Below are 18,875 nucleotides of genomic sequence, written 5' to 3' on the forward strand. Positions count from 1 at the left end.
GGCATCTCTCTTGATCGACAGGACGTCCCCATGCGCGCCGCATCGCTGTTTCTCCCCCTTGCCCTGCTGGCCCTCGCTGGCTGCAGCATCAAGCAGACCGTGACGCCGGCTGCGCTGTCGGCCGAGTTGACCCCAGAGATCTGTACGGTTCCGGCGATCGGCCTGCGCGCCGGGTTTGGCGTCGCCTACCAGCAAGCGCTGCGTGACAAGGGCTTCAGGACGCGGCAGCTGGCGCCAGGCAGCGACCCGGCACGCTGTCCGCTCAGCACGACCTATACCGGTACCTGGCGTTGGGATCTGTTGCTTTACATGAGTTACGCCGACATCCGCGTCTACCAGAACGGGCGCCAGGTGGGCCGGGCCGAATATGACGCCCGTTGGGGTAGTGGTCGGCCGGACAAGTTCATCGATGCCGAAAGCAAGATCAAGGAGCTGACGCAGCAGCTGTTCCCGACCGGTGCCGCGGGTCTGGGCATCACCCCGCCGGCAGCGGCCGCCACCGCGCCGATGAACAAGGAGGCCTATCGTCAGGCGCAACTCCAGCGGCTCCTGGAAGAACAGCTTCCCTACGACGAATACCAGCGTCGCTACCGTGCCTTGATGGACGACTAGGCTTTGTACGAAAAGTCCCTGCGCTCGGTGATGCTGCGTTGAAATCGCTCTGGTACGCCAGCCCGGTCAGAATGCTCATTTACACTGCGTAAACTGGGCTTCTTCGAGCGTTTTCGCCTTGCCTGACCTTCGCTCGACGACTTGCCGTACAGAGCCTAGCAAGACTCGTCTCGCTCCGCCCTGGAGCGGCTCGCACCGCTTTGCTGACCTGGATCAGCCGGGACGGTAACGGTGATGACGACAATCTACCCAAAGCGAAGCCGCTGAACCTCGACGGTGCCGGCGCCTCGAACACTGGGTAAGTACGTCATCAATCAGGAGTAGTCGTATGCATGTTCAAGTCAACAGCCATCACATCCCCGGCAGCGTGGAACTGCACGAATGGGTCGGTTCGACGGTAGAAGAGCGGCTGGAGCGCTTCGACGATTTCCTCACCCGCATCGAGGTCCATGTCAGCGACGAGAACGCGCAGAAAGCCGGCGCCGATGACAAGCGCTGCCAGATCGAGGCTCGTCCGAAGGGGCATCAGGCCGTATCGGTAACGCACAAGGCCGAATCGCTGCAGCTGGCTGTCGACGGCGCTGCCGAGAAGATGCGCCACGCGCTGGAGCATCTCATGGGCAAGCTGGACACCAAGGTCAAGTCCGGTGGCGAGCTGAATGACCCGCTGCGCGATGAACAGCCACAGGCGGTGAAGGACGCCATGCTCGAAGAGGAATTTCTGGATAAGCAGGACGCCCTCGACCGGTGATGGTCCGGCTCCGGTGTGCTGCCGGAGCCTTCCCCAGATCGCGGCGCTTTCATCGATCCTTCGCAACGCCCGGAACCCACCGCGGCGGGTGCTTTTCAAACCAGCATCTTTCCTCTCGGTGTGCCCTTCATGCAGATCATCCTGGTGCGTCATGGGCGGCCTGATCACCGCGCCCGGTCATGGAGTACGCCGGCGGGCATGAAGCGTTGGGTCGAGCACTACAACGCCGCCAATGTCGTGGTCGCCGAACGTCCCGAGGCGCTGCGCCAGCTGGCCGGCGCGGCGGGTGCGGTGGTTTGCAGCCCGTTGATGCGCTGCGTGGAGTCGCGCACCGGGCTCGGCTGCGACTGTCGTGCCGAGCCGGATCCGCTGTTCGCCGAGGCACATCTGCCTTATCCGGACTGGCCGTTCCCGCTGATGCCCGCGCGCTTCTGGCGCATCACCTTTCGCACGGCCTGGTTCTTCGGTTTTGCTCGCCACACCGAGCCGGTGAGCGAGTCGAGACGACGGGCGCGTGCAGCCGCGGACAAACTCATCGAACTGGCGCAGACCCATGAGTGCGTGCTGCTGATGGGTCACAAGATCATGAACGCCTTGATCGCCCGCGAGCTGCTGCGTCGCGGCTGGAGTGGGCCGGCGCTGCCGTTGCTGTCCGGCTACTGGCAGCCCAGCCGCTATCACAAGCCCACCTGACCTGCCGAGCGCTACGCCTGCGCCATGAATGCCGGCCTTCGAGGTCATCTGCTGCGCTTTTCCTAACGTCTCTACCGATCACCGTGGCAACGCTTCGGCTTGCAAGCTGAAACGTTTCAGCTAACGTGGTGGTGCATGCATAACAACAAAGGAAGAAATCGTATGACCCGTTTGCAGCTTCTTTGCGGTCTGGCCTTGTGTGTGGCCAACCCGGCCATGGCCTGGGAGCAGGTGCTGATCGACCCCGACAAGCCTGCGCAGAACTGGCGCATCACCAGCGAAGCCCTCGGGATCAAGGCCGAGCAGCCATTTACCGTCAGCCTGCGCACGCTGCACGGAGGACGTCAGGAAGGCGTCAGCCTGATCGAGATCGACAATGGCGCGATGCAGATCACGGTGGTTCCGACACGGGGCATGAACGTGCTCGAGGCGGTGGCCGGAGACGTGCGCCTGGGCTGGGATTCGCCGGTGGACGAGGTGGTCAACCCTGGCTTTATCGAGCTCAACGGCCGTGGTGGCCTGGGCTGGCTGGAAGGCTTCAATGAGCTGGTCACCCGTTGCGGCTACGAGTGGGTCGGCCATCCCGGCGAAGACAACGGCGAGCTGCTCACCCTGCACGGTCGCGCGGCGAATATCCCCGCGTCTCGCGTGGTGCTGCAGATCGACGAAAAGCCGCCTTACGCCATCCGTCTGCGCGGCGAGCTGAAGGAAAAGGCCTTCAAGAAGGTCGACTTCGCGATCATGACCGAACTGAGTACCGAGCCCGGTCGCCGCGGATTCTCCCTGCACGACACCCTGACCAACCAGGGCGACTACGCCAAGGAATACCAGGCGCTGTATCACACCAACTTCGGCACGCCGTTGCTGGAGCAGGGTGCCCGCTTCGTCGCGCCGGTCAAGCAGGTCTCGCCGTTCAACGCCAAGGCCGGCAAGGAGCTCGGTGATTGGCAGACTTATCGTGGCCCGACCCCGGATTACGACGAAACCGTCTACAACGTCGTGCCCTATGCCGATGCCCAAGGCGAAACGCTGACGATGCTGCACAACCGCGACGCCGCACGAGGTGTCACCGTCGGCTTCAATACGCGTGAGCTGCCGGTGTTTTCGCTGTGGAAGAATACCGATACCGAAAAGCAGGGCTACGTCACCGGGCTGGAGCCGGGTACCAGCTACTCCTACAACCGCTCCTACCAGCGCCCGCTCGGGCTGGTGCCGACGATCGAAGCGGGTGAGCAGACGCATTTCCACGTGCGCTACGAGCTGCTGACCAATCGTGCGGCTGTCGAGGCGGCGCGCAAACGCATCGAGGCGATTCAGGCCGGCCGTGCGACCGAGGTCCGGCAGCAGCCGCTGGTCGATCTGAGCAAGAAGGACTAATACACACGAAAGAAAAGGCTTTAGCCGCGCCGAGGCTGCTATCCGTCGCGCGCCATCGTGCGTTGCCGCGAAGCCCCCCATGGGCGAAGCGCCGAATGGCTGAAAGCGCTCTACAGCGAGGGTTGCAGGCCGTGCCCCGGCGGGGCGGGCAGGCCTGCAGGGTGCCTGACGTGAAAGGATGCAGTGCGCTATAGCCAATGGCTTACAACAAGTCGCGCTGAATGCCGCTTCAAACGGACGGCCGCGATACTTAATCTACACCCACTCTGAAGCGCAGGACGCGCTCAGGATCAGGATGATCGACCATCGCCAGGACGGCACTCGAAAGGATTCGGTACGGTCAGAAAAAACCCGCTTCGGCGGGTTTTTGCTTTTCTGGCTCTTTTGTTCGTCTGCTCATTTGTTTATTCGTATGGGCCAACCGGCGACGCAGCACCGCTATCGGAAACGGGAGCGGAATCGTTGCGTAAAGGAGCGAGCCGCATGGAGGCGGCGAGAGACTCGAAGGGCCAAATGGCGTTGGAAAGCCGGTTCCTGAAACGGTGAAGACTAAACGAACCCGGGCGCAGCCGGGGTAGGTAAGGGCGAAGCGTTTTTGCTTGCTTTCGGGCCGGCAAATCCGCGCTGTTGATAGGTGCCTGGCCCAGCAGGGCGAGACCAAAGCTTCAGCCAACCCCCTCAAAAGGGGCGAAACGGCTCAGACCCAAAGCCCAAAAAAAGCGGGCCATCGCTCGAATGGCCAGCAGCGCAGGGCAGACGTGTCCTATTTAGACGATCTGCCGCATTTTACGGACGTTGTGCAGCCGAAACGTAATCTCTCCTCGGCAATATGGCTTCACCGGCAAGCACAGCGCTTACCGCCCCAGCCATCGATTACGAGGAACAGATCATGAGCACAGCGACCTACGCATCGACATCCAGCCAAGCAGCAGCCAACGCACCGGCCGGCAGCTACATCACCACCCGCGATGGCGTCAGCCTCTACTACAAGGACTGGGGACCGCGTGACGGTCAGGTGGTCACCTTCAGCCATGGCTGGCCGCTGAATTCGGACAGTTGGGAATCGCAGATGATGTTCCTCGCCTCGCAGGGCTATCGGGTCGTTGCGCATGACCGCCGCGGCCATGGCCGCTCCAGCCAGCCCTGGGACGGCAACGACATGGACCACTACGCCGACGACCTGGCCGCGGTGCTCGACGCGCTGGATCTCAAGGAGGCCACCCTGGTTGGCTTCTCCACCGGTGGCGGCGAGGTAGCGCGCTACATTGGTCGCCATGGTACGGGCCGCGTGAAGAAGGCTGTGCTGGTCGCGGCGGTCCCGCCGCTGATGCTCAAGACCGAGAGCAACCCCGACGGCGTTCCGCTGGAGGTGTTCGACGGGCTGCGTCAGGCTTCGTTGGCCAACCGCTCGCAGCTGTACCTGGATATCGCCTCGGGACCGTTCTTCGGCTACAACCGACCCGGTGCGACGCCGTCGCAGGGCCTGATCCAGTCGTTCTGGGTGCAGGGCATGCAAGCCGGCCACAAGAATACCTACGATTCGATTGCGGCGTTCTCGGCGACTGATTTCCGCGAGGACCTGCAAAAGTTCGATGTCCCGACGCTGGTCATTCACGGTGACGACGATCAGATCGTGCCGATCGACACCGCGGCGCGGGCGTCGGCCGCCATCGTCCGGAACGCCGAGCTCGTCGTGTACCCGGGCGCGCCGCATGGCCTGGCGGATACCCACAAGGACCGTTTGAACCAGGACCTGCTGGCCTTCCTGCAAGGATAATCGCAGCCCGCCGATTGGTCCCATCCAAGGACCGATCGGCCGTCCGGCGGCCGTTTCAGGCATCGCGCGGGGACAGCGCAACGGCCAAATGGTTGCGGGTATAGCGAAAGGCTTACACGGATCGCAGCGATCGGCTATTTAGCCAAGGCCCGCAGATGCCTATTCTATGCCCATCTCTGAAGCGCAGGACGCGCTCAGGATCAAGGAGGATCGACCATCGCCAGGACGGCAGCCGGAAGGATTCGGAATGGTCAGGAAAAACCCGCTTCGGCGGGTTTTTTGTTGCCTGCCGGAAAGTCGCGAAGAGGCCCAGGTACCGTGTCAGCGGACCATGCCGCTATCCGTGATCGCCGCGATCTGCTCGATCAGCCACTGCAGCGCCGCGTCCCGCTCTCGTTGGGCCACGCTGACGATGTCGAGCTGAAAGGCGCCGAGATCGAACGGCAAGTCGAAGAGCTGCAGCGGCAGCAGTTGGGCGAAATAACGCGCCAGCTGCGTCGGCAGCACAGCGGCCAGGTCACTGCGCGCGACGATATGAGCGGCTTGCAGGTAGTTCGGCGTGGTGTAGACGACGTCGCGGCTGAGCCCTTGCTCCTCCAGCCACTGATCGACCATGCCACGCGTCTGGCCGCCATGGACCCAGAGGTGCCGCAACCGCAGGAAGCCATCGAGATCCAGGGTGCCGCCAACCAGTGGGTGTCCGTTGCGCACCGCGACCTGCAGCGTCTCGCTGGCCCAGCGGCGCGTATGAAAACGCGTCGGCACCTCGACGAAACGCCCCAGCACCAGGTCCAGCTTGCCATCATCCAGGGCCGCTGCCGGCAGGCTCGGGGTCAGGTGCTCGATCGCCAGCTGAATCCCCGGCGCCACGCGCGCCAGATGTGCCATCAATGCCGGCATGCAGATCAGCTCGACGTAATCGGTCACGGCAATGACGAAGCGCTGGCGGCTGGTGGCGGGGTCGAAGTAATCGCCGGCGTTCAGCGTGTGTTCGATCTGCTGCAGCGCATCGCGAATCGGCACTTCCAGGCTCAGCGCGCGTGGCGTCGGCTGCATGGCGCGCCCGACCCGTACCAGCAGAGGATCATCGAGCAGTTCGCGCAGGCGGCTCAGCGCATTGCTCACCGCCGGTTGGCTGAGCGAAAGCCGCTCGGCGGCGCGCGAGACGTTGCGTTCACGCAGCAGGGCGTCCAGTACGCGGAGCAGGTTGAGGTCGAAGTTGTAGATATTCATTCGGTGAATCTGAAACATCACAAGACTAAATTTCAAAAATAGTAGCGTCTTCGTCTATGGTTGGTCTCCAGTTTTTTCCGCCTTGCGACGAGGACAGCTGCAATGAGCCAAACCCGCTTCGATATCCAGACCGCTGCCGTGATCGGCGCGGGCACCATGGGCCGCGGTATCGTCATGAGCCTGGCCAATGCCGGTGTGCAGGTGCTGTGGCTGGACAACAATCCCGAGATGCTCGAGCAAGCGTTGGGCGTGGTCGCCGACACCTACGCCCATAACGTCCGTCAGGGCCGCATCGACGACGCCCAGGCTCAGGCGCGTCGCGCCTGCATCAACAAGGCGGCCGACTATCAGGCGCTGGCGGATGTGGATCTGGTGATCGAGGCGGTCTACGAAAACCTTGAGCTGAAGCAGACCATCTTCCGCGAGCTGGACGGCATCGTGAAGCCGACCGGCATCCTGGCCAGCAACACCTCGGCGCTGGATATCGACGCCATTGCCGCTGTCACCAAGCGCCCGGAACAGGTAGTGGGGCTGCACTTCTTCAGCCCGGCACACATCATGAAGCTGCTGGAAATCGTCCGCGGCGCGAACACCTCCAAAGCCGTGCTCGACGCCTCCACCGAGCTGGGCAAGCGCATGGGCAAGGTCAGCGTGATCGCCGGCAACTGCCAGGGCTTCATTGGCAACCGTATGCTCGCCACTTATGTGCGTGAGGCACGGATGATGCTGCTCGAAGGCGCCTATCCGCATCAGGTGGACGCCGCCCTGCAGGGCTTCGGTTTCGCCATGGGGCCGTTCCGCATGTACGACGTGGTCGGCATCGATCTGGAATGGCGCGCCCGCGAGCTGGCCGGCAAAGGTCAAGACGAGCCCGAGGTGCAGATCGACAACCGCCTCTGCGAGCTGGGCCGCTTCGGCCAGAAATCGCGTATGGGCTACTACCGCTACGCCGAGGGCAGCCGCCAGGCCGAACACGACCCGGAAGTGGACGCGCTGGTGCAACGCGAGTCCGAGCGCCTGGGCTTCCAGCGTCGTGACATCGGCACGGAAGAAATCCTCGAGCGCTGCCTGCTGGCGCTGGTCAACGAAGGCGCGAAGATTCTGCAGGAAGGCATGGCCGAGTCGAGCACCGACATCGACACCGTATACCTCAATGGCTATGGCTTCCCGGCCGAAGTCGGTGGCCCGATGACCTGGGCCGATCGGCAGGGGCTGCCCGCTATCCGCGATCGCCTCAACGCACTGGCCGAGCGCCACGGCGAGCACTGGCAGCCGGCCGGACTGATCGACAGCCTGGCCACCCTTGGCGGCGGCTTTGCCGACTACAAGAAGGAGGCTTGAGCATGGAATACAAGGCTCCCCTGCGTGACATGCGCTTCGTACTGCACGAGCTGTTCGACGCCTCCGCTCATTGCGAACTGCTCGGCAACGGCCTGGACCGCGAGCTGATCGATGGCGTGCTGGAAGAAGCCGCGCGCTACACCGGCGGCGAGATCGCGCCGCTCAATCGCAACAGCGATGAAGAAGGCGTGACTCTGGAGAACGGCGAGGTGCGTACGCCCCAGGGCTTCGTCGAGGCCTACCGGCAGTACGTCGACAACGGCTGGGCCAGCATGACCGGGCCGACCGAATACGGCGGCCAGGGCTTCCCGCAGCTGGTCGCCTGCAACTTCCACGAAATGCTGATGGGCGCCTCGCTGTCCTTCCGCATCTATTCGGGCCTGACCGAAGGCGCGGTGCTGGCGCTGTACAAGCACGGCAGCGACGAGCTGAAGAAGGCCTATCTGGAGAAGCTGGTCAGCGGCAGCTGGAGCGGCACCATGTGCCTGACCGAGCCGCAGGCCGGGACCGATCTCGCGCTGCTGCGCACCCGCGCCGAGCCGCAGGCCGACGGCAGCTACCGGGTCAGCGGCAGCAAGATCTTCATCTCCGGTGGCGAGCACGACATGAGCGAGAACATCGTGCATCTGGTGCTGGCGCGGCTGCCGGATGCGCCGGCGGGCGTGAAGGGCATCAGCCTGCTGCTGGTGCCCAAGTTCATCGCCAACGCCGATGGCACGCCGGGCGAGCGCAATGCGCTGTCCTGTGGCGCTATCGAGCACAAGATGGGCATCAAGGGCGCGGCCACCTGCGTGATGAATTTCGACGGCGCCACCGGCTGGATCGTCGGCGAGCCCAACCAGGGCCTGGCGTGCATGTTCACCATGATGAACGACGCGCGTTTCCAGGTCGGTCTACAGGGGCTCGGCATTGCCGAGCAGGCCTATCAGGGCTCGTTGGCCTACGCCCGTGAACGCCTGCAGTCGCGCGGTCTGGCCGGCGTGCAGCACCCGGACAAACCGGCCGACCCGATCATCGTCCACCCGGACGTGCGGCGCATGCTGCTGACGCAGAAAACCCTGGTCGAGGGCAGCCGCATGCTGGCGGCCTATTGCGCCCGGCAACTGGACCTTGAGCACGGCCATCCCGAACCCAGCTATCGCAAGGCGGCGAGCAAGCGCGCGGCGCTGCTGATCCCCATCGTCAAAGCCTTCTTCACTGACATGGGCCAGGAGGTCGCGAGCCTCGGCGTGCAGGTCTACGGCGGCCACGGTTATATCCGTGAGTGGGGCATGGAGCAGCTGATGCGCGACAGCCGCATCACCCAGCTGTACGAAGGCACCAATGGCATTCAGGCGCTCGATTATATCCGCCGCAAGCTGCTGGTGGACGGCGGCGCGGAGCTGTCGGCGCTGCAGGCGGAGTTCAGTGAGGTCTGTGATCGGCAGATCGATCGACCGGCGCTGCACGACATGGCGAGCAAGGTGCAGGCGCGGCTCGGCGAATGGCGCGAGCTGACGGCCGACATCATCGCCGCGACCGGCCGGGATCCGCAGGAGATTGGTGCGGTGTCGGTGGATTTCCTGCAGTACTCGGCCTATGTGTTGTTGGCCGGGCTCTGGTTGCAGGCGGCCGCCCGCGCGCAGGATGCGCTGGAGGGGGGCGCCAGCGAAAAGGCGTTCTATCAGGCCAAGCTCGCCAGCGCGCAGTTCTACCTGCGCCGTGTATTGCCCCGAGCCAGTGCACATCGGGAAGCGATTCAGGGTGGCGCCGAATGTTTGATGGCGTTGCCGGAGGCGGATTTTGTGTTTTGAGTGAGGCCGGGGCGTCCATCCCCTCACCCCAACCCTCTCCCCGGCGGGGAGAGGGAGTCGGTCCGTGTGGAATCGATCGTCGGCGCTCGGGTGTTGCACGGAAATACCCCCTCTCCCTCCGGGAGAGGGCTGGGGTGAGGGGGCTTTTGATTTGCTGCTCTCTCAAGCCGAATCAAAACAAACAGGAGGCACCGATGCATCCGTTCAGCTTTGCCACAACCGCTCAATTGATCTGCGAGCCCGGCTCGTCGCGCCGGCTGGCCAGCCTCTGCAAGGAGCGCGAGGCGCGTTCCGTGCTGGTCGTGACCGATCCGGGGATCACCCGCTTCGGCCTGCTCAACGAGGTATTGCCGGGCTTCGAGACGGAAGGGTTGCAGGTCGCCGTTTACGATCAGGTCGTCGCCGATCCGCCGGAAGCCATCGTGCTGGCCGCGGTTGAGCAGGCGAAAGCAAGCAAGGCCGATCTGATCATCGGCTTCGGTGGTGGCAGTTCGATGGACGTCGCCAAGCTGGTCGCGCTGCTGGCCCATCCTGATTGCGCGCAATCGCTGCAGGACATCTACGGCGTGGGTAACGCCAAGGGCAGGCGCCTGCCGCTGATCCAGGTTCCGACCACGGCCGGCACCGGCTCGGAAGTCACGCAGATCGCCATCATCACCACCGGCGAAACCACCAAGATGGGCGTGGTCTCGCCGCTGTTGTTGCCGGACCTGGCGCTGCTCGACGCCGACCTCACCCTTGGCCTGCCGCCAGCGGTGACCGCCGCTACCGGTATCGACGCCATGGTGCATGCCATCGAGGCCTACACCAGCGCGCTGAAGAAGAACCCGATGTCCGACCTGCTGGCCCGCGAAGCGCTACGCCTGCTGGCCGCCAACCTCGATGAGGCGGTGCACAACGGCAGCAACCGCGAGGCGCGACAGGCCATGCTGCTCGGCGCCTGCCTGGCCGGGCAGGCCTTCGCCAACGCCCCGGTGGCCGCCGTGCACGCGCTGGCGTATCCGCTGGGCGGCAACTTCCACATTCCGCATGGGCTGTCGAACGCGCTGGTGCTGCCGCAGGTGCTGCGTTTCAACGTCAGCGCGGCGACCACGCACTACGGCGAGCTGGCGCCCATCGTCCTGGGCGATCGGCTGCGCAGCGATGATCCGTCGACCTATGCCGAGCAGCTGATCGAGGAATTCGAGCAGATGAGTGCGCGTGTCGGCCTGCCGACCCGCCTGCGCGACGCGGGAGTACCGGAGGACATGCTGCCGCAACTGGCCAAGGAGGCGATGCTGCAGCAGCGCCTGCTGGTCAACAATCCGCGCGAAGTGACCGAGGCCGATGCCTTGGCCATCTACCGCGCCGCGTACTGACTCCGTTGGTGCACCGCGTCGCCTGCGGTGTGCCAATTTGCTGAACAAGGACTTCTCGTATGGCCGAACAACCGCAGCACCTGCGCGCCGATTATCGTCACTTCCAGCCCATCACCACGCGCTGGCATGACAATGACATCTACGGTCACGTGAACAACGTCGTGTACTACAGCTATTTCGACAGCGCAGTGAATGCCTATCTGATCGCGCGTGGCGGGCTGGATATCCACGACGGCGAAGTGGTGGGGTTCGTCGTCAGTTCGTCGTGCGACTACTTTGCCTCCATCGCCTTTCCCGATGTGCTGGAAGTCGGTTTGCGGGTCGGCAAGCTGGGCAATAGCTCGGTGCAGTACGAGCTGGCGATATTCAAGGCAGGCGAAGCGCAGGCCTGTGCGGCGGGGCGCTTCGTGCATGTGTTCGTCGACCGCGCCAGCAACCGGCCGACGCCAATCCCGAGCGGTTTGCGCCAGGCGCTCGAAGCGCTGGTAATGACGGCCGGATAAACCTCGGCCCTGCGGTTAGACAGCTGAACGGCCGAACTTTTTCGGCCGTTTCATTGTGGATGGTCGCGCCGCGCTACGGAGCGGCTGACTCAGCGGTGATGCTTGTGTTTGTGCTTCCAGTGTCCCTTGGCTTTGCCCGGGTGGCCGTAGTAGTGGCGGTCGTCACGGTAGCGGCGGTCGCCGCGATAATCATCATCGCCGTACTCGTTGCCGAGCGCTCCACCGGCGCCACCGCCCAAGGCTGCGCCGATCAAACCGCCGGTGCTGCCCCCGACGCGCTGGCCGATGACATTGCCGCCTGCAGCACCGAGACCGCCACCGATGGCCGCTTCGGTACGGCTGCGCTTGTCGGCGCCGACCATACCACCGGCGGCACCGCCGACACCGGCACCGATGGTCGCGCCGGTCGAGCCGCCCAGCTGTTCACCCACCACCGTACCGAGGACGCCTCCCAGGGCGCCACCCACGGCTGCGTCGGTGTTGCCTGCCAGCGCGGTACCGCCACAGGCCAGGCCAAGGGAGAGGAGGAGCAACTGCATGGACTTCATAGACACCTCGAGGACAGAGCCGCCTAACGGCGAGATTTGCGCCATAGACTGGTGAACCCGCGCCGAGTTCCCCGCTTCGGTTGTTCGTTCGCTGGGTCTGTGCGCTCGCTCACGATTTCCTTTTCGCGGGCTCCACAGGCTAGGCCGCGTGGGAGCGGTCTGGACCGCGAACACGCCTGGCGCAGGGTGACAGCTGTTTCCATACGGAGCGCGGGGCCGGCCAGCGCAGCACTTATGTGCGGTCGACGTAAGGGGTTCTCACAGCAGGCTCTCGCGGCTCCACTGCTCCAACGCCTGGGAAAGCGGCAGCACTTCGCCGGGCCGGCTCAAGGCGTAACCGGGCAGTTGGCTGATGCGCGCTTGAAACTCCGGGTTCTGCAACACTCTTAGCAGCGCGGCCATCGCCGGCAGCTCGAGGCTGTCCTCGCGGCATAGCAGGCAATAGTGTTCGCGGACCATGGGCAGGAAGGTCAGGCCGAACTGGCGCGCCGCCGCTTCGACGCCGAAGCCGACATCGGCCATGCCGCTGGCCACGTAGGCAGCCACGGCGGCATGGGTGAATTCCTCGTTGTGGAAACCCTTTATCGCGGCGCTATCGAGCTCGTCACGGCGTAGCAGATCCTCAAGCAGCAGGCGTGTGCCCGAGCCCGGTTCGCGATTGACGAAGCGCGGCTCGCCACGTGTCAGGTCCGCCAGCCCCTCGATGCCGAGCGGATTGCCGGGGGCAAGCATCAATCCCTGGGTGCGTACGACGAAGGTAATCACCCGCTGGTCGGGGCGCAGCCAGGGCTGGATGCGGTTGATGCTCGGTGTGCCGAGCGGCCCGGCCGGCACATGCAGGCCGGCGACTTCGCAGTCGTGGCGATGCAGGGCGATCATCGCCTCGCTACCGCTGCGAAACTGCACCTCCCACTGCCAGCTTTGGTCGCGTTCCAGCCACTCGCGCAGCGCGGCTACCGCGAAGCCGTGGCTGGCGTGGATGCGCAGGCCGGGGTTGCTGGCCTGGAGCACGCGGTTCAGTTCCAGCTCCAGCTCGCCGGCCAGGTTGTCCAGCTGCGGCGATAGCCGCGCGCGAATCCGTTGGTCGGCCCAGAGCAGCTTCTCCCCCAGCGGCGCCAGACGCGCGCCTTTGCCGCGTTCCAGTTCGATCAGCGGGCTGCCGAAGAAGGCCTGCCACTTGCCCAGCAGGTTCCAGGCGTGGCGGTAGGAATAGCCGACGCGGGCTGCGGCCTCGGTCAGCTTGCCGGTGTCATGCACCGCTTGGAGCAGTTCCAGGCCCTGGGGGTCGAGGCTGCTGCCGTCGGGTTGATGGAAGCGCCAGCGTGGCTGTATTTCGATACGGATCATATGCTCACGGCTTCATATTTGTTCGGCTAATTGCCCATGATAGTGTGCCGCACATGGGCGCTCTGCGGCCTAGTATAAGAACTTTAATTCATATGTGGCGCACCTTCGAGTGCCGCCCGGGATAAACGCCAAAACCGTGGGAGCTGGTGAAGCAATCGTCGCGCGTGAACGCATTCGATTATTCACAGGCTCCGATGGCGCTTATCTCCTGACAGTACCGGTATAGCCGCCGGCTGGAGCATAGAACATGGCCATTCTTCCCCAGCGCTTTGCCCCCGAGCAGTGCCAGGCCGTCGCCCGTGAGGTACTGGCCGCCCACCGCGGTCGGCCAGGCGCCCTGTTACCCATCCTGCACGACATCCAGGATCGCCTCGGTGCGGTGCCGCCGGAGCTGCTGCCGATGATTGCCGAGGACCTCAGCCTGTCGCGTGCCGAAGTGCACGGCGTGGTCAGTTTCTACCACGACTTCCGCGCCACGCCGCCGGGCCGTCAGGTGCTCAAGCTGTGCCAGGCCGAAGCCTGTCGTTCGATGGGGGTCAAGGCCTTGACTGCCGAACTCGAGGAAAAGCTCGGCCTGCCGCTCGGCGAGACCCGCGAAGACGGCAGCCTCACCTTCGAGCCGGTGTATTGCCTGGGCAATTGCGCCTGCGCGCCGAACGCCATGCTCAACGGCGAGCTGCATGGCCGCGTCGATGCCGAGGGTCTGTTGGAACTGTTGGCTGAACAGGAGGTTCGCGCATGAGCGAGTCCATTACCGTTTACGTTCCGCGTGACGTCACCGCGCTGAGCCTGGGTGCCGACAAGGTCGCCCAGACCATTGCCGCCGAGGCTGCGGCCCGTGGCCTCGACGTGAAGCTGGTGCGCAATGGCTCGCGTGGGCTGTTCTGGCTCGAGCCGCTGGTCGAGGTCGCCACCGCCGCCGGCCGTGTCGCCTATGGCCCGGTCAAGGCCAAGGATGTCGCCGGATTGTTCGATGCCGGTTTCCTGTCGGGCGGCGAGCATCCGCTGGGCCAGGGCCTGACCGAGGAGATCGAGTACCTCAAGCGTCAGGAACGCCTGACCTTTGCCCGCGCCGGCATTACCGACCCGCTGTCGCTGGAGGATTACATCGCCCACGACGGCTATCGTGGCCTCAAGCGCGCCTTGGGCATGACACCCGAGGCCATCGTCGCCGAAGTCACCGAATCCGGCCTGCGCGGCCGTGGCGGCGCGGCGTTTCCCACCGGCATCAAATGGCGCACCGTGCTCGGCTGCGAGGCGGCGCAGAAGTACATCGTCTGCAACGCCGACGAAGGCGACTCGGGCACCTTCTCCGACCGGATGGTGATGGAAGACGACCCCTATGTGCTGATCGAGGGCATGACCATCGCCGGTCTGGCCGTCGGCGCCACCAAGGGTTACATCTACCTGCGTTCGGAATACCCACACGCCGAGGCGGTGCTACTCGAGACCATCGCCCGCGCAAACGCCGCCGGCTACCTGGGCGACGACCTGCTGGGTAGCGGCAAGACGTTCCATCTGGAGCTGCGCCGCGGCGCTGGCGCCTACATCTGCGGCGAGGAAACCGCGCTGCTCGAAAGCATCGAGGGCAAACGCGGCACCGTGCGGCCGAAGCCGCCGCTGCCGGCCATCGAAGGCCTGTTCGGCCAGCCAACGGTGATCAACAACGTGATCTCGCTGGCCTCGGTGCCGATCATCCTCGACAAGGGCGGCGCCTATTACAAGGATTACGGCATGGGCCGCTCGCTCGGCACCCTGCCGATCCAGCTGACCGGCAATATCGCCCGCGGCGGGCTGATCGAGAAGGCCTTCGGCATCACCTTGCGCGAGCTGCTATATGAATATGGTGGCGGTTCGGCCAGTGGCCGGCCGATCCGTGCGGTGCAGGTGGGCGGCCCGCTGGGTGCCTATCTGCCGGAGTCGCAGTTCGATACCCCGCTGGACTACGAGGCCTTCGCCGCCCTCGGCGCGGTGCTCGGTCACGGCGGCATCGTGGTGTTCGACGACACCGTCGACCTGGCCGAGATGGCGCGCTACGCCATGGAATTCTGCGCGGTGGAATCCTGCGGCAAGTGCACGCCCTGCCGGATCGGTTCGACCCGTGGCGAGGAGCTGCTCGACCAGATCATCGTCGCCCGCTCCGAAGGTCCGCAGCCGGGCCGTATCGAGCTGCTCAAGAGCCTCTGCGACACCATGCTCGGCGCATCGCTCTGTGCCCTCGGCGGGATGACGCCCTACCCGGTGATGAGCGCTATCAACCACTTTCCCGAGGACTTCGGGGTGTCGAAAGACGCCGCCGAAGCCCGCTGATCCGGAGGCATAGACATGGCCCTGTATCGTGAACTCGACTATGGCACTCCCGCCCGCACCGGCGCCCCGGTAACGGTGGAAATCGACGGCACCGCCATCACCGTGCCGGCTGGCACTTCGGTCATGCGTGCTGCACAAGAGGCCGGCATCGCCGTGCCCAAACTGTGCGCCAGCGACAGCCTCGAGCCATTCGGCTCCTGCCGCCTGTGTACCGTTGAAATCGAAGGCCGCCGCGGTTATCCGGCGTCCTGCACCACCCCGGTGGAGCCGGGCATGAAAGTGCGCACGCAGAGCCCCAAGCTCGCCGAACTGCGCCGCGGCACCATGGAACTGTACATCTCTGACCATCCGCTCGATTGCCTGACCTGCTCGGCCAACGGCAACTGCGAACTGCAGGACATGGCCGGCGTGGTCGGCCTGCGCGAGGTGCGCTACGACCCGGTGAAGACTCACCTGGCCGAGCCCAAGGACGAGTCCAACCCCTATTTCACCTATGACCCGGCCAAGTGCATCGTCTGCAACCGTTGCGTGCGGGCCTGCGAAGAGGTGCAGGGTACCTTCGCCCTGACCATCGACGGCCGCGGCTTCGACTCGCGCGTGGCCGCCAGCCAGGACGAAAGCTTCATCGATTCCGAGTGCGTCTCCTGTGGCGCCTGCGTCAATGCTTGCCCGACCGCGACCCTGACCGAGAAGTCGCTGATCGAAATGGGTCAGGCCGAACGCAGCGTGACCACCACCTGCGCCTACTGCGGCGTCGGCTGCTCGTTCAACGCCGAGGTCAAGGGCAATGAAGTGGTGCGCATGGTGCCGAACAAGAATGGCCATGCCAACCACGGCCATGCCTGCGTCAAGGGCCGCTTCGCCTGGGGCTATGCCACCCACCCGGATCGCATCAAGACGCCGATGATTCGCGACAGCATCAGCGAGCCCTGGCGTTCGGTGAGCTGGGACGAGGCGATCGGCTATGCCGCCCGGCGCTTCAAGGAGATCCAGGCCCAGTACGGCCGCGATTCGGTCGGCGGTCTGACCTCCTCGCGCTGCACCAACGAGGAAACCTACCTGGTACAAAAGCTGGTGCGCGCCGCCTTCGGCAACAACAACGTCGACACCTGCGCACGCGTCTGCCACTCGCCGACCGGCTACGGCCTCAAGGTCACCCTCGGTGAGTCCGCCGGTACCCAGGACTTCGATTCGGTACTGGCTGCCGACGTGGTGCTGGTGATCGGTGCCAACCCCACCGACGGTCACCCGGTGTTCGGCTCGCAGCTCAAGCGCCGCCTGCGTGAAGGTGCGCGGTTGATCGTCGCCGACCCGCGCGGCATCGACCTGGTGCGCAGCCCGCACATCAAGGCCGAGCATCACCTGCAACTGCGTCCGGGCAGCAACGTCGCCCTGCTCAACAGCCTGGGCCATGTCATCGCCACCGAAGGCCTGATCAACGAAGCCTTCGTCGCCGAGCGCTGCGAGGCCGAGGCCTTCGAGCAATGGCGCGCCTTCGTCAGCGAAGCGCGCAACAGCCCCGAGGCCATGGAAGCGCTGACCGGCGTGCCGGCCGCTTCGGTGCGCGCCGCCGCCCGGCTGTACGCCACTGGCGGTAACGCCGCGATCTACTACGGCCTGGGCGTCACCGAGCACAGCCAGGGTTCGTCCACCGTGATGGCGATCGCCAACCTGGCCATGGCCACCGGCAACATCGGCCGTCCGGGCGTCGGGGTGAACCCGCTGCGCGGACAGAACAACGTGCAGGGCTCCTGCGACATGGGCTCCTTCCCCCACGAGCTGCCGGGTTACCGCCACGTCTCCGACCCGGTGGTACGGCCGCAATTCGAAGCCGCCTGGGGCGTCAGCCTGCTCGACGAGCCGGGCCTGCGGATTCCCAACATGCTCGCCGCGGCGCACGCCGGCACCTTCAAGGGCCTCTATGTGCAGGGTGAGGACCCGGCGCAGTCCGACCCGGACACCCAGCACGTCACCGATGCGCTGAAGGCGATGGAGTGCGTGGTGGTGCAGGACCTGTTCCTCAACGAAACCGCCAAGTACGCCCACGTGTTCCTGCCGGGCGCCTCCTTCCTGGAGAAGAACGGCACCTTCACCAACGCCGAGCGGCGCATCTCGCCGGTGCGCAAGGTGATGCCGGCGCTGGCCGGCAAGGAAGACTGGGAAGTGACCGTGGCGCTGTCCAATGCCCTCGGCTACCCGATGAACTACACCCATCCGTCGCAGATCATGGATGAGATCGCCGCCCTGACTCCGACCTTCACCGGCGTCAGCTACGCCAAGCTCGACCGCATGGGCAGCATCCAGTGGCCTTGCAACGACGAGGCGCCGGATGGCACGCCGATCATGCACGAGGACGCCTTCGTGCGCGGCAAGGGTCGCTTCATGGTCACCGAATACATCCCGACCGAGGAGCGCACCTCGCGCAAGCGGCCGCTGGTGCTGACCACCGGACGTATCCTCTCGCAGTACAACGTCGGCGCGCAGACCCGGCGCACCGCGAACAAGGCCTGGCACGCCGAGGACATCCTCGAGCTGCACCCGGTGGACGCCGAGGACCGCGGCATCAAGGACGGCGACTGGGTCGGCATCAACAGCCGCGCCGGCGAGACGGTGATGCGTGCCAAGGTCACCGAACGGATGCAGCCAGGTGTGGTGTACACCACCTTCCACCACCCGGAGTCGGGCGCCAACGTGATCACCACCGACAACTCCGACTGGGCCACCAACTGTCCGGAGTACAAGGTCACCGCGGTGCAGGTGCACAAGGTCGAGACGCCGTCGCAATGGCAGCAGGAGTTCGAGGCCTTCACCCGCGAGCAGGTCGAGTTCCTGCCGCGCATCCAGGTCACCCAGCTGTAAACCCCAGCGGCGGGCCTTCGCGGCCCGCCGTTGGCTCCTGTTTTCTCTTCAGCGCATCGAGGTGTGCAGATGGGCATGAATGCCACGCAACTGATCAAGATGGCCAACCAGATCGGCGCCTTCTTCGCCTCCCAACCCGACCCTGCCCAGGCGCGCAGTGAATTCGCCCACCACCTCAGGCGCCAGTGGGACCCGCAGATGCGCACCGCGCTCTATGCACATCTGGACGCCCACGGCGGCGAAGGGCTCAGCGAGTTCGCCCTGCAGGCGCTGCAAGGGCTGCGTGAGCAAATCGAACCGCAGGTGGCGTGAGCAGCATAAGGTCCCGGTTCGGCGAGGGTGGATGACGCTCTTTTCATCCGCCGTCGCGGCG

At 64.9% G+C, this 18,875-nt stretch carries 16 protein-coding genes; 13 read left to right on the plus strand and 3 right to left on the minus strand.

The window, feature by feature from the left end:
- The first annotated feature begins 30 nt into the window (after positions 1-30).
- From KVO92_RS11845 to KVO92_RS11865, 5 genes are all read left to right on the plus strand, one after another.
- A complete protein-coding gene (locus KVO92_RS11845) occupies positions 31-612 on the plus strand; it encodes an Sbal_3080 family lipoprotein (protein ID WP_217475846.1) in 582 nt (193 codons plus the stop codon).
- Between the two features lie 328 nt (positions 613-940).
- Positions 941-1,363 (plus strand): HPF/RaiA family ribosome-associated protein, encoded by a 423-nt coding sequence (locus KVO92_RS11850; RefSeq protein ID WP_217475847.1) that lies wholly within the window; start codon positions 941-943, stop codon positions 1,361-1,363.
- A gap of 129 nt (positions 1,364-1,492) precedes the next feature.
- The gene (locus KVO92_RS11855) at positions 1,493-2,056 is read left to right on the plus strand and encodes a histidine phosphatase family protein (RefSeq protein ID WP_217475848.1); all 564 of its coding nucleotides are present in this window, start codon (positions 1,493-1,495) and stop codon (positions 2,054-2,056) included.
- Positions 2,057-2,218: 162 nt separating this feature from the next.
- Positions 2,219-3,433, plus strand: coding sequence for an aldose 1-epimerase family protein (locus tag KVO92_RS11860; protein WP_217475849.1), 1,215 nt, complete (start codon positions 2,219-2,221; stop codon positions 3,431-3,433).
- A gap of 889 nt (positions 3,434-4,322) precedes the next feature.
- On the plus strand, positions 4,323-5,210 hold the full coding sequence (locus tag KVO92_RS11865) for an alpha/beta fold hydrolase (protein ID WP_217475850.1): 888 nt from the start codon (positions 4,323-4,325) through the stop codon (positions 5,208-5,210).
- 321 nt (positions 5,211-5,531) lie between these two features.
- Here the strand turns inward: KVO92_RS11865 and KVO92_RS11870 are convergent, their stop codons facing one another.
- Positions 5,532-6,443 carry a LysR family transcriptional regulator gene (locus KVO92_RS11870; protein WP_217475851.1) on the minus strand — a complete coding sequence of 304 codons (912 nt, stop codon included), beginning with the start codon at positions 6,441-6,443 and terminating at the stop codon, positions 5,532-5,534.
- A gap of 102 nt (positions 6,444-6,545) precedes the next feature.
- Between KVO92_RS11870 and KVO92_RS11875 the strand changes: the two genes are divergently transcribed.
- The 4 genes from KVO92_RS11875 to KVO92_RS11890 all read left to right on the plus strand — a co-directional run bounded on the left by KVO92_RS11875 (position 6,546) and on the right by KVO92_RS11890 (position 11,438).
- Positions 6,546-7,784, plus strand: coding sequence for a 3-hydroxyacyl-CoA dehydrogenase (locus tag KVO92_RS11875; RefSeq protein WP_217475852.1), 1,239 nt, complete (start codon positions 6,546-6,548; stop codon positions 7,782-7,784).
- Between the two features lie 2 nt (positions 7,785-7,786).
- Complete coding sequence (locus tag KVO92_RS11880) at positions 7,787-9,577, plus strand: acyl-CoA dehydrogenase C-terminal domain-containing protein (protein ID WP_217475853.1); 1,791 nt, start codon at positions 7,787-7,789, stop codon at positions 9,575-9,577.
- Positions 9,578-9,771: 194 nt separating this feature from the next.
- Complete coding sequence (locus tag KVO92_RS11885) at positions 9,772-10,935, plus strand: iron-containing alcohol dehydrogenase (protein ID WP_217475854.1); 1,164 nt, start codon at positions 9,772-9,774, stop codon at positions 10,933-10,935.
- Between the two features lie 59 nt (positions 10,936-10,994).
- Entirely contained in the window at positions 10,995-11,438 is a 444-nt protein-coding gene (locus tag KVO92_RS11890) for an acyl-CoA thioesterase (RefSeq protein WP_217475855.1), read from the plus strand.
- 89 nt (positions 11,439-11,527) lie between these two features.
- Here the strand turns inward: KVO92_RS11890 and KVO92_RS11895 are convergent, their stop codons facing one another.
- Both KVO92_RS11895 and KVO92_RS11900 read right to left on the minus strand, forming a co-directional pair.
- Positions 11,528-11,977: a hypothetical protein gene (locus KVO92_RS11895; RefSeq protein ID WP_254621416.1), complete on the minus strand. Its 450-nt coding sequence runs from the start codon at positions 11,975-11,977 to the stop codon at positions 11,528-11,530.
- Between the two features lie 267 nt (positions 11,978-12,244).
- Complete coding sequence (locus KVO92_RS11900; protein WP_217475857.1) at positions 12,245-13,333, minus strand: substrate-binding domain-containing protein; 1,089 nt, start codon at positions 13,331-13,333, stop codon at positions 12,245-12,247.
- 247 nt (positions 13,334-13,580) lie between these two features.
- Between KVO92_RS11900 and KVO92_RS11905 the strand changes: the two genes are divergently transcribed.
- The 4 genes from KVO92_RS11905 (at position 13,581) to KVO92_RS11920 (ending at position 18,814) form a co-directional block, all read left to right on the plus strand.
- On the plus strand, positions 13,581-14,075 hold the full coding sequence (locus KVO92_RS11905) for a formate dehydrogenase subunit gamma (RefSeq protein WP_168422956.1): 495 nt from the start codon (positions 13,581-13,583) through the stop codon (positions 14,073-14,075).
- Positions 14,072-15,643: a formate dehydrogenase beta subunit gene (locus KVO92_RS11910; protein ID WP_217475858.1), complete on the plus strand. Its 1,572-nt coding sequence runs from the start codon at positions 14,072-14,074 to the stop codon at positions 15,641-15,643. The genes KVO92_RS11905 and KVO92_RS11910 overlap by 4 nt, the downstream gene beginning before the upstream one ends.
- 15 nt (positions 15,644-15,658) lie before the next feature.
- On the plus strand, positions 15,659-18,502 hold the full coding sequence (gene fdhF / locus KVO92_RS11915; protein WP_217475859.1) for a formate dehydrogenase subunit alpha: 2,844 nt from the start codon (positions 15,659-15,661) through the stop codon (positions 18,500-18,502).
- A 75-nt stretch (positions 18,503-18,577) separates the two neighbouring features.
- Positions 18,578-18,814, plus strand: coding sequence for a formate dehydrogenase subunit delta (locus tag KVO92_RS11920; RefSeq protein WP_254621417.1), 237 nt, complete (start codon positions 18,578-18,580; stop codon positions 18,812-18,814).
- Positions 18,815-18,875: the final 61 nt, after the last annotated feature.

It is taken from the genome of Stutzerimonas stutzeri (assembly GCF_019090095.1).
Lineage (GTDB): Bacteria > Pseudomonadota > Gammaproteobacteria > Pseudomonadales > Pseudomonadaceae > Stutzerimonas > Stutzerimonas stutzeri_AN.

What these genes read in the sequence shown, in the direction of transcription:
- KVO92_RS11845 (WP_217475846.1), top strand. Translation starts at nt 31, where the DNA reads ATGCGCGCCGCATCGCTGTTTCTCCCCCTTGCCCTGCTGGCCCTCGCT.
- KVO92_RS11850 (WP_217475847.1), top strand. Translation starts at nt 941, where the DNA reads ATGCATGTTCAAGTCAACAGCCATCACATCCCCGGCAGCGTGGAACTG.
- KVO92_RS11855 (WP_217475848.1), top strand. Translation starts at nt 1,493, where the DNA reads ATGCAGATCATCCTGGTGCGTCATGGGCGGCCTGATCACCGCGCCCGG.
- KVO92_RS11860 (WP_217475849.1), top strand. Translation starts at nt 2,219, where the DNA reads ATGACCCGTTTGCAGCTTCTTTGCGGTCTGGCCTTGTGTGTGGCCAAC.
- KVO92_RS11865 (WP_217475850.1), top strand. Translation starts at nt 4,323, where the DNA reads ATGAGCACAGCGACCTACGCATCGACATCCAGCCAAGCAGCAGCCAAC.
- KVO92_RS11870 (WP_217475851.1), bottom strand. Translation starts at nt 6,443, where the DNA reads ATGAATATCTACAACTTCGACCTCAACCTGCTCCGCGTACTGGACGCC.
- KVO92_RS11875 (WP_217475852.1), top strand. Translation starts at nt 6,546, where the DNA reads ATGAGCCAAACCCGCTTCGATATCCAGACCGCTGCCGTGATCGGCGCG.
- KVO92_RS11880 (WP_217475853.1), top strand. Translation starts at nt 7,787, where the DNA reads ATGGAATACAAGGCTCCCCTGCGTGACATGCGCTTCGTACTGCACGAG.
- KVO92_RS11885 (WP_217475854.1), top strand. Translation starts at nt 9,772, where the DNA reads ATGCATCCGTTCAGCTTTGCCACAACCGCTCAATTGATCTGCGAGCCC.
- KVO92_RS11890 (WP_217475855.1), top strand. Translation starts at nt 10,995, where the DNA reads ATGGCCGAACAACCGCAGCACCTGCGCGCCGATTATCGTCACTTCCAG.
- KVO92_RS11895 (WP_254621416.1), bottom strand. Translation starts at nt 11,977, where the DNA reads ATGCAGTTGCTCCTCCTCTCCCTTGGCCTGGCCTGTGGCGGTACCGCG.
- KVO92_RS11900 (WP_217475857.1), bottom strand. Translation starts at nt 13,333, where the DNA reads ATGATCCGTATCGAAATACAGCCACGCTGGCGCTTCCATCAACCCGAC.
- KVO92_RS11905 (WP_168422956.1), top strand. Translation starts at nt 13,581, where the DNA reads ATGGCCATTCTTCCCCAGCGCTTTGCCCCCGAGCAGTGCCAGGCCGTC.
- KVO92_RS11910 (WP_217475858.1), top strand. Translation starts at nt 14,072, where the DNA reads ATGAGCGAGTCCATTACCGTTTACGTTCCGCGTGACGTCACCGCGCTG.
- fdhF (WP_217475859.1), top strand. Translation starts at nt 15,659, where the DNA reads ATGGCCCTGTATCGTGAACTCGACTATGGCACTCCCGCCCGCACCGGC.
- KVO92_RS11920 (WP_254621417.1), top strand. Translation starts at nt 18,578, where the DNA reads ATGAATGCCACGCAACTGATCAAGATGGCCAACCAGATCGGCGCCTTC.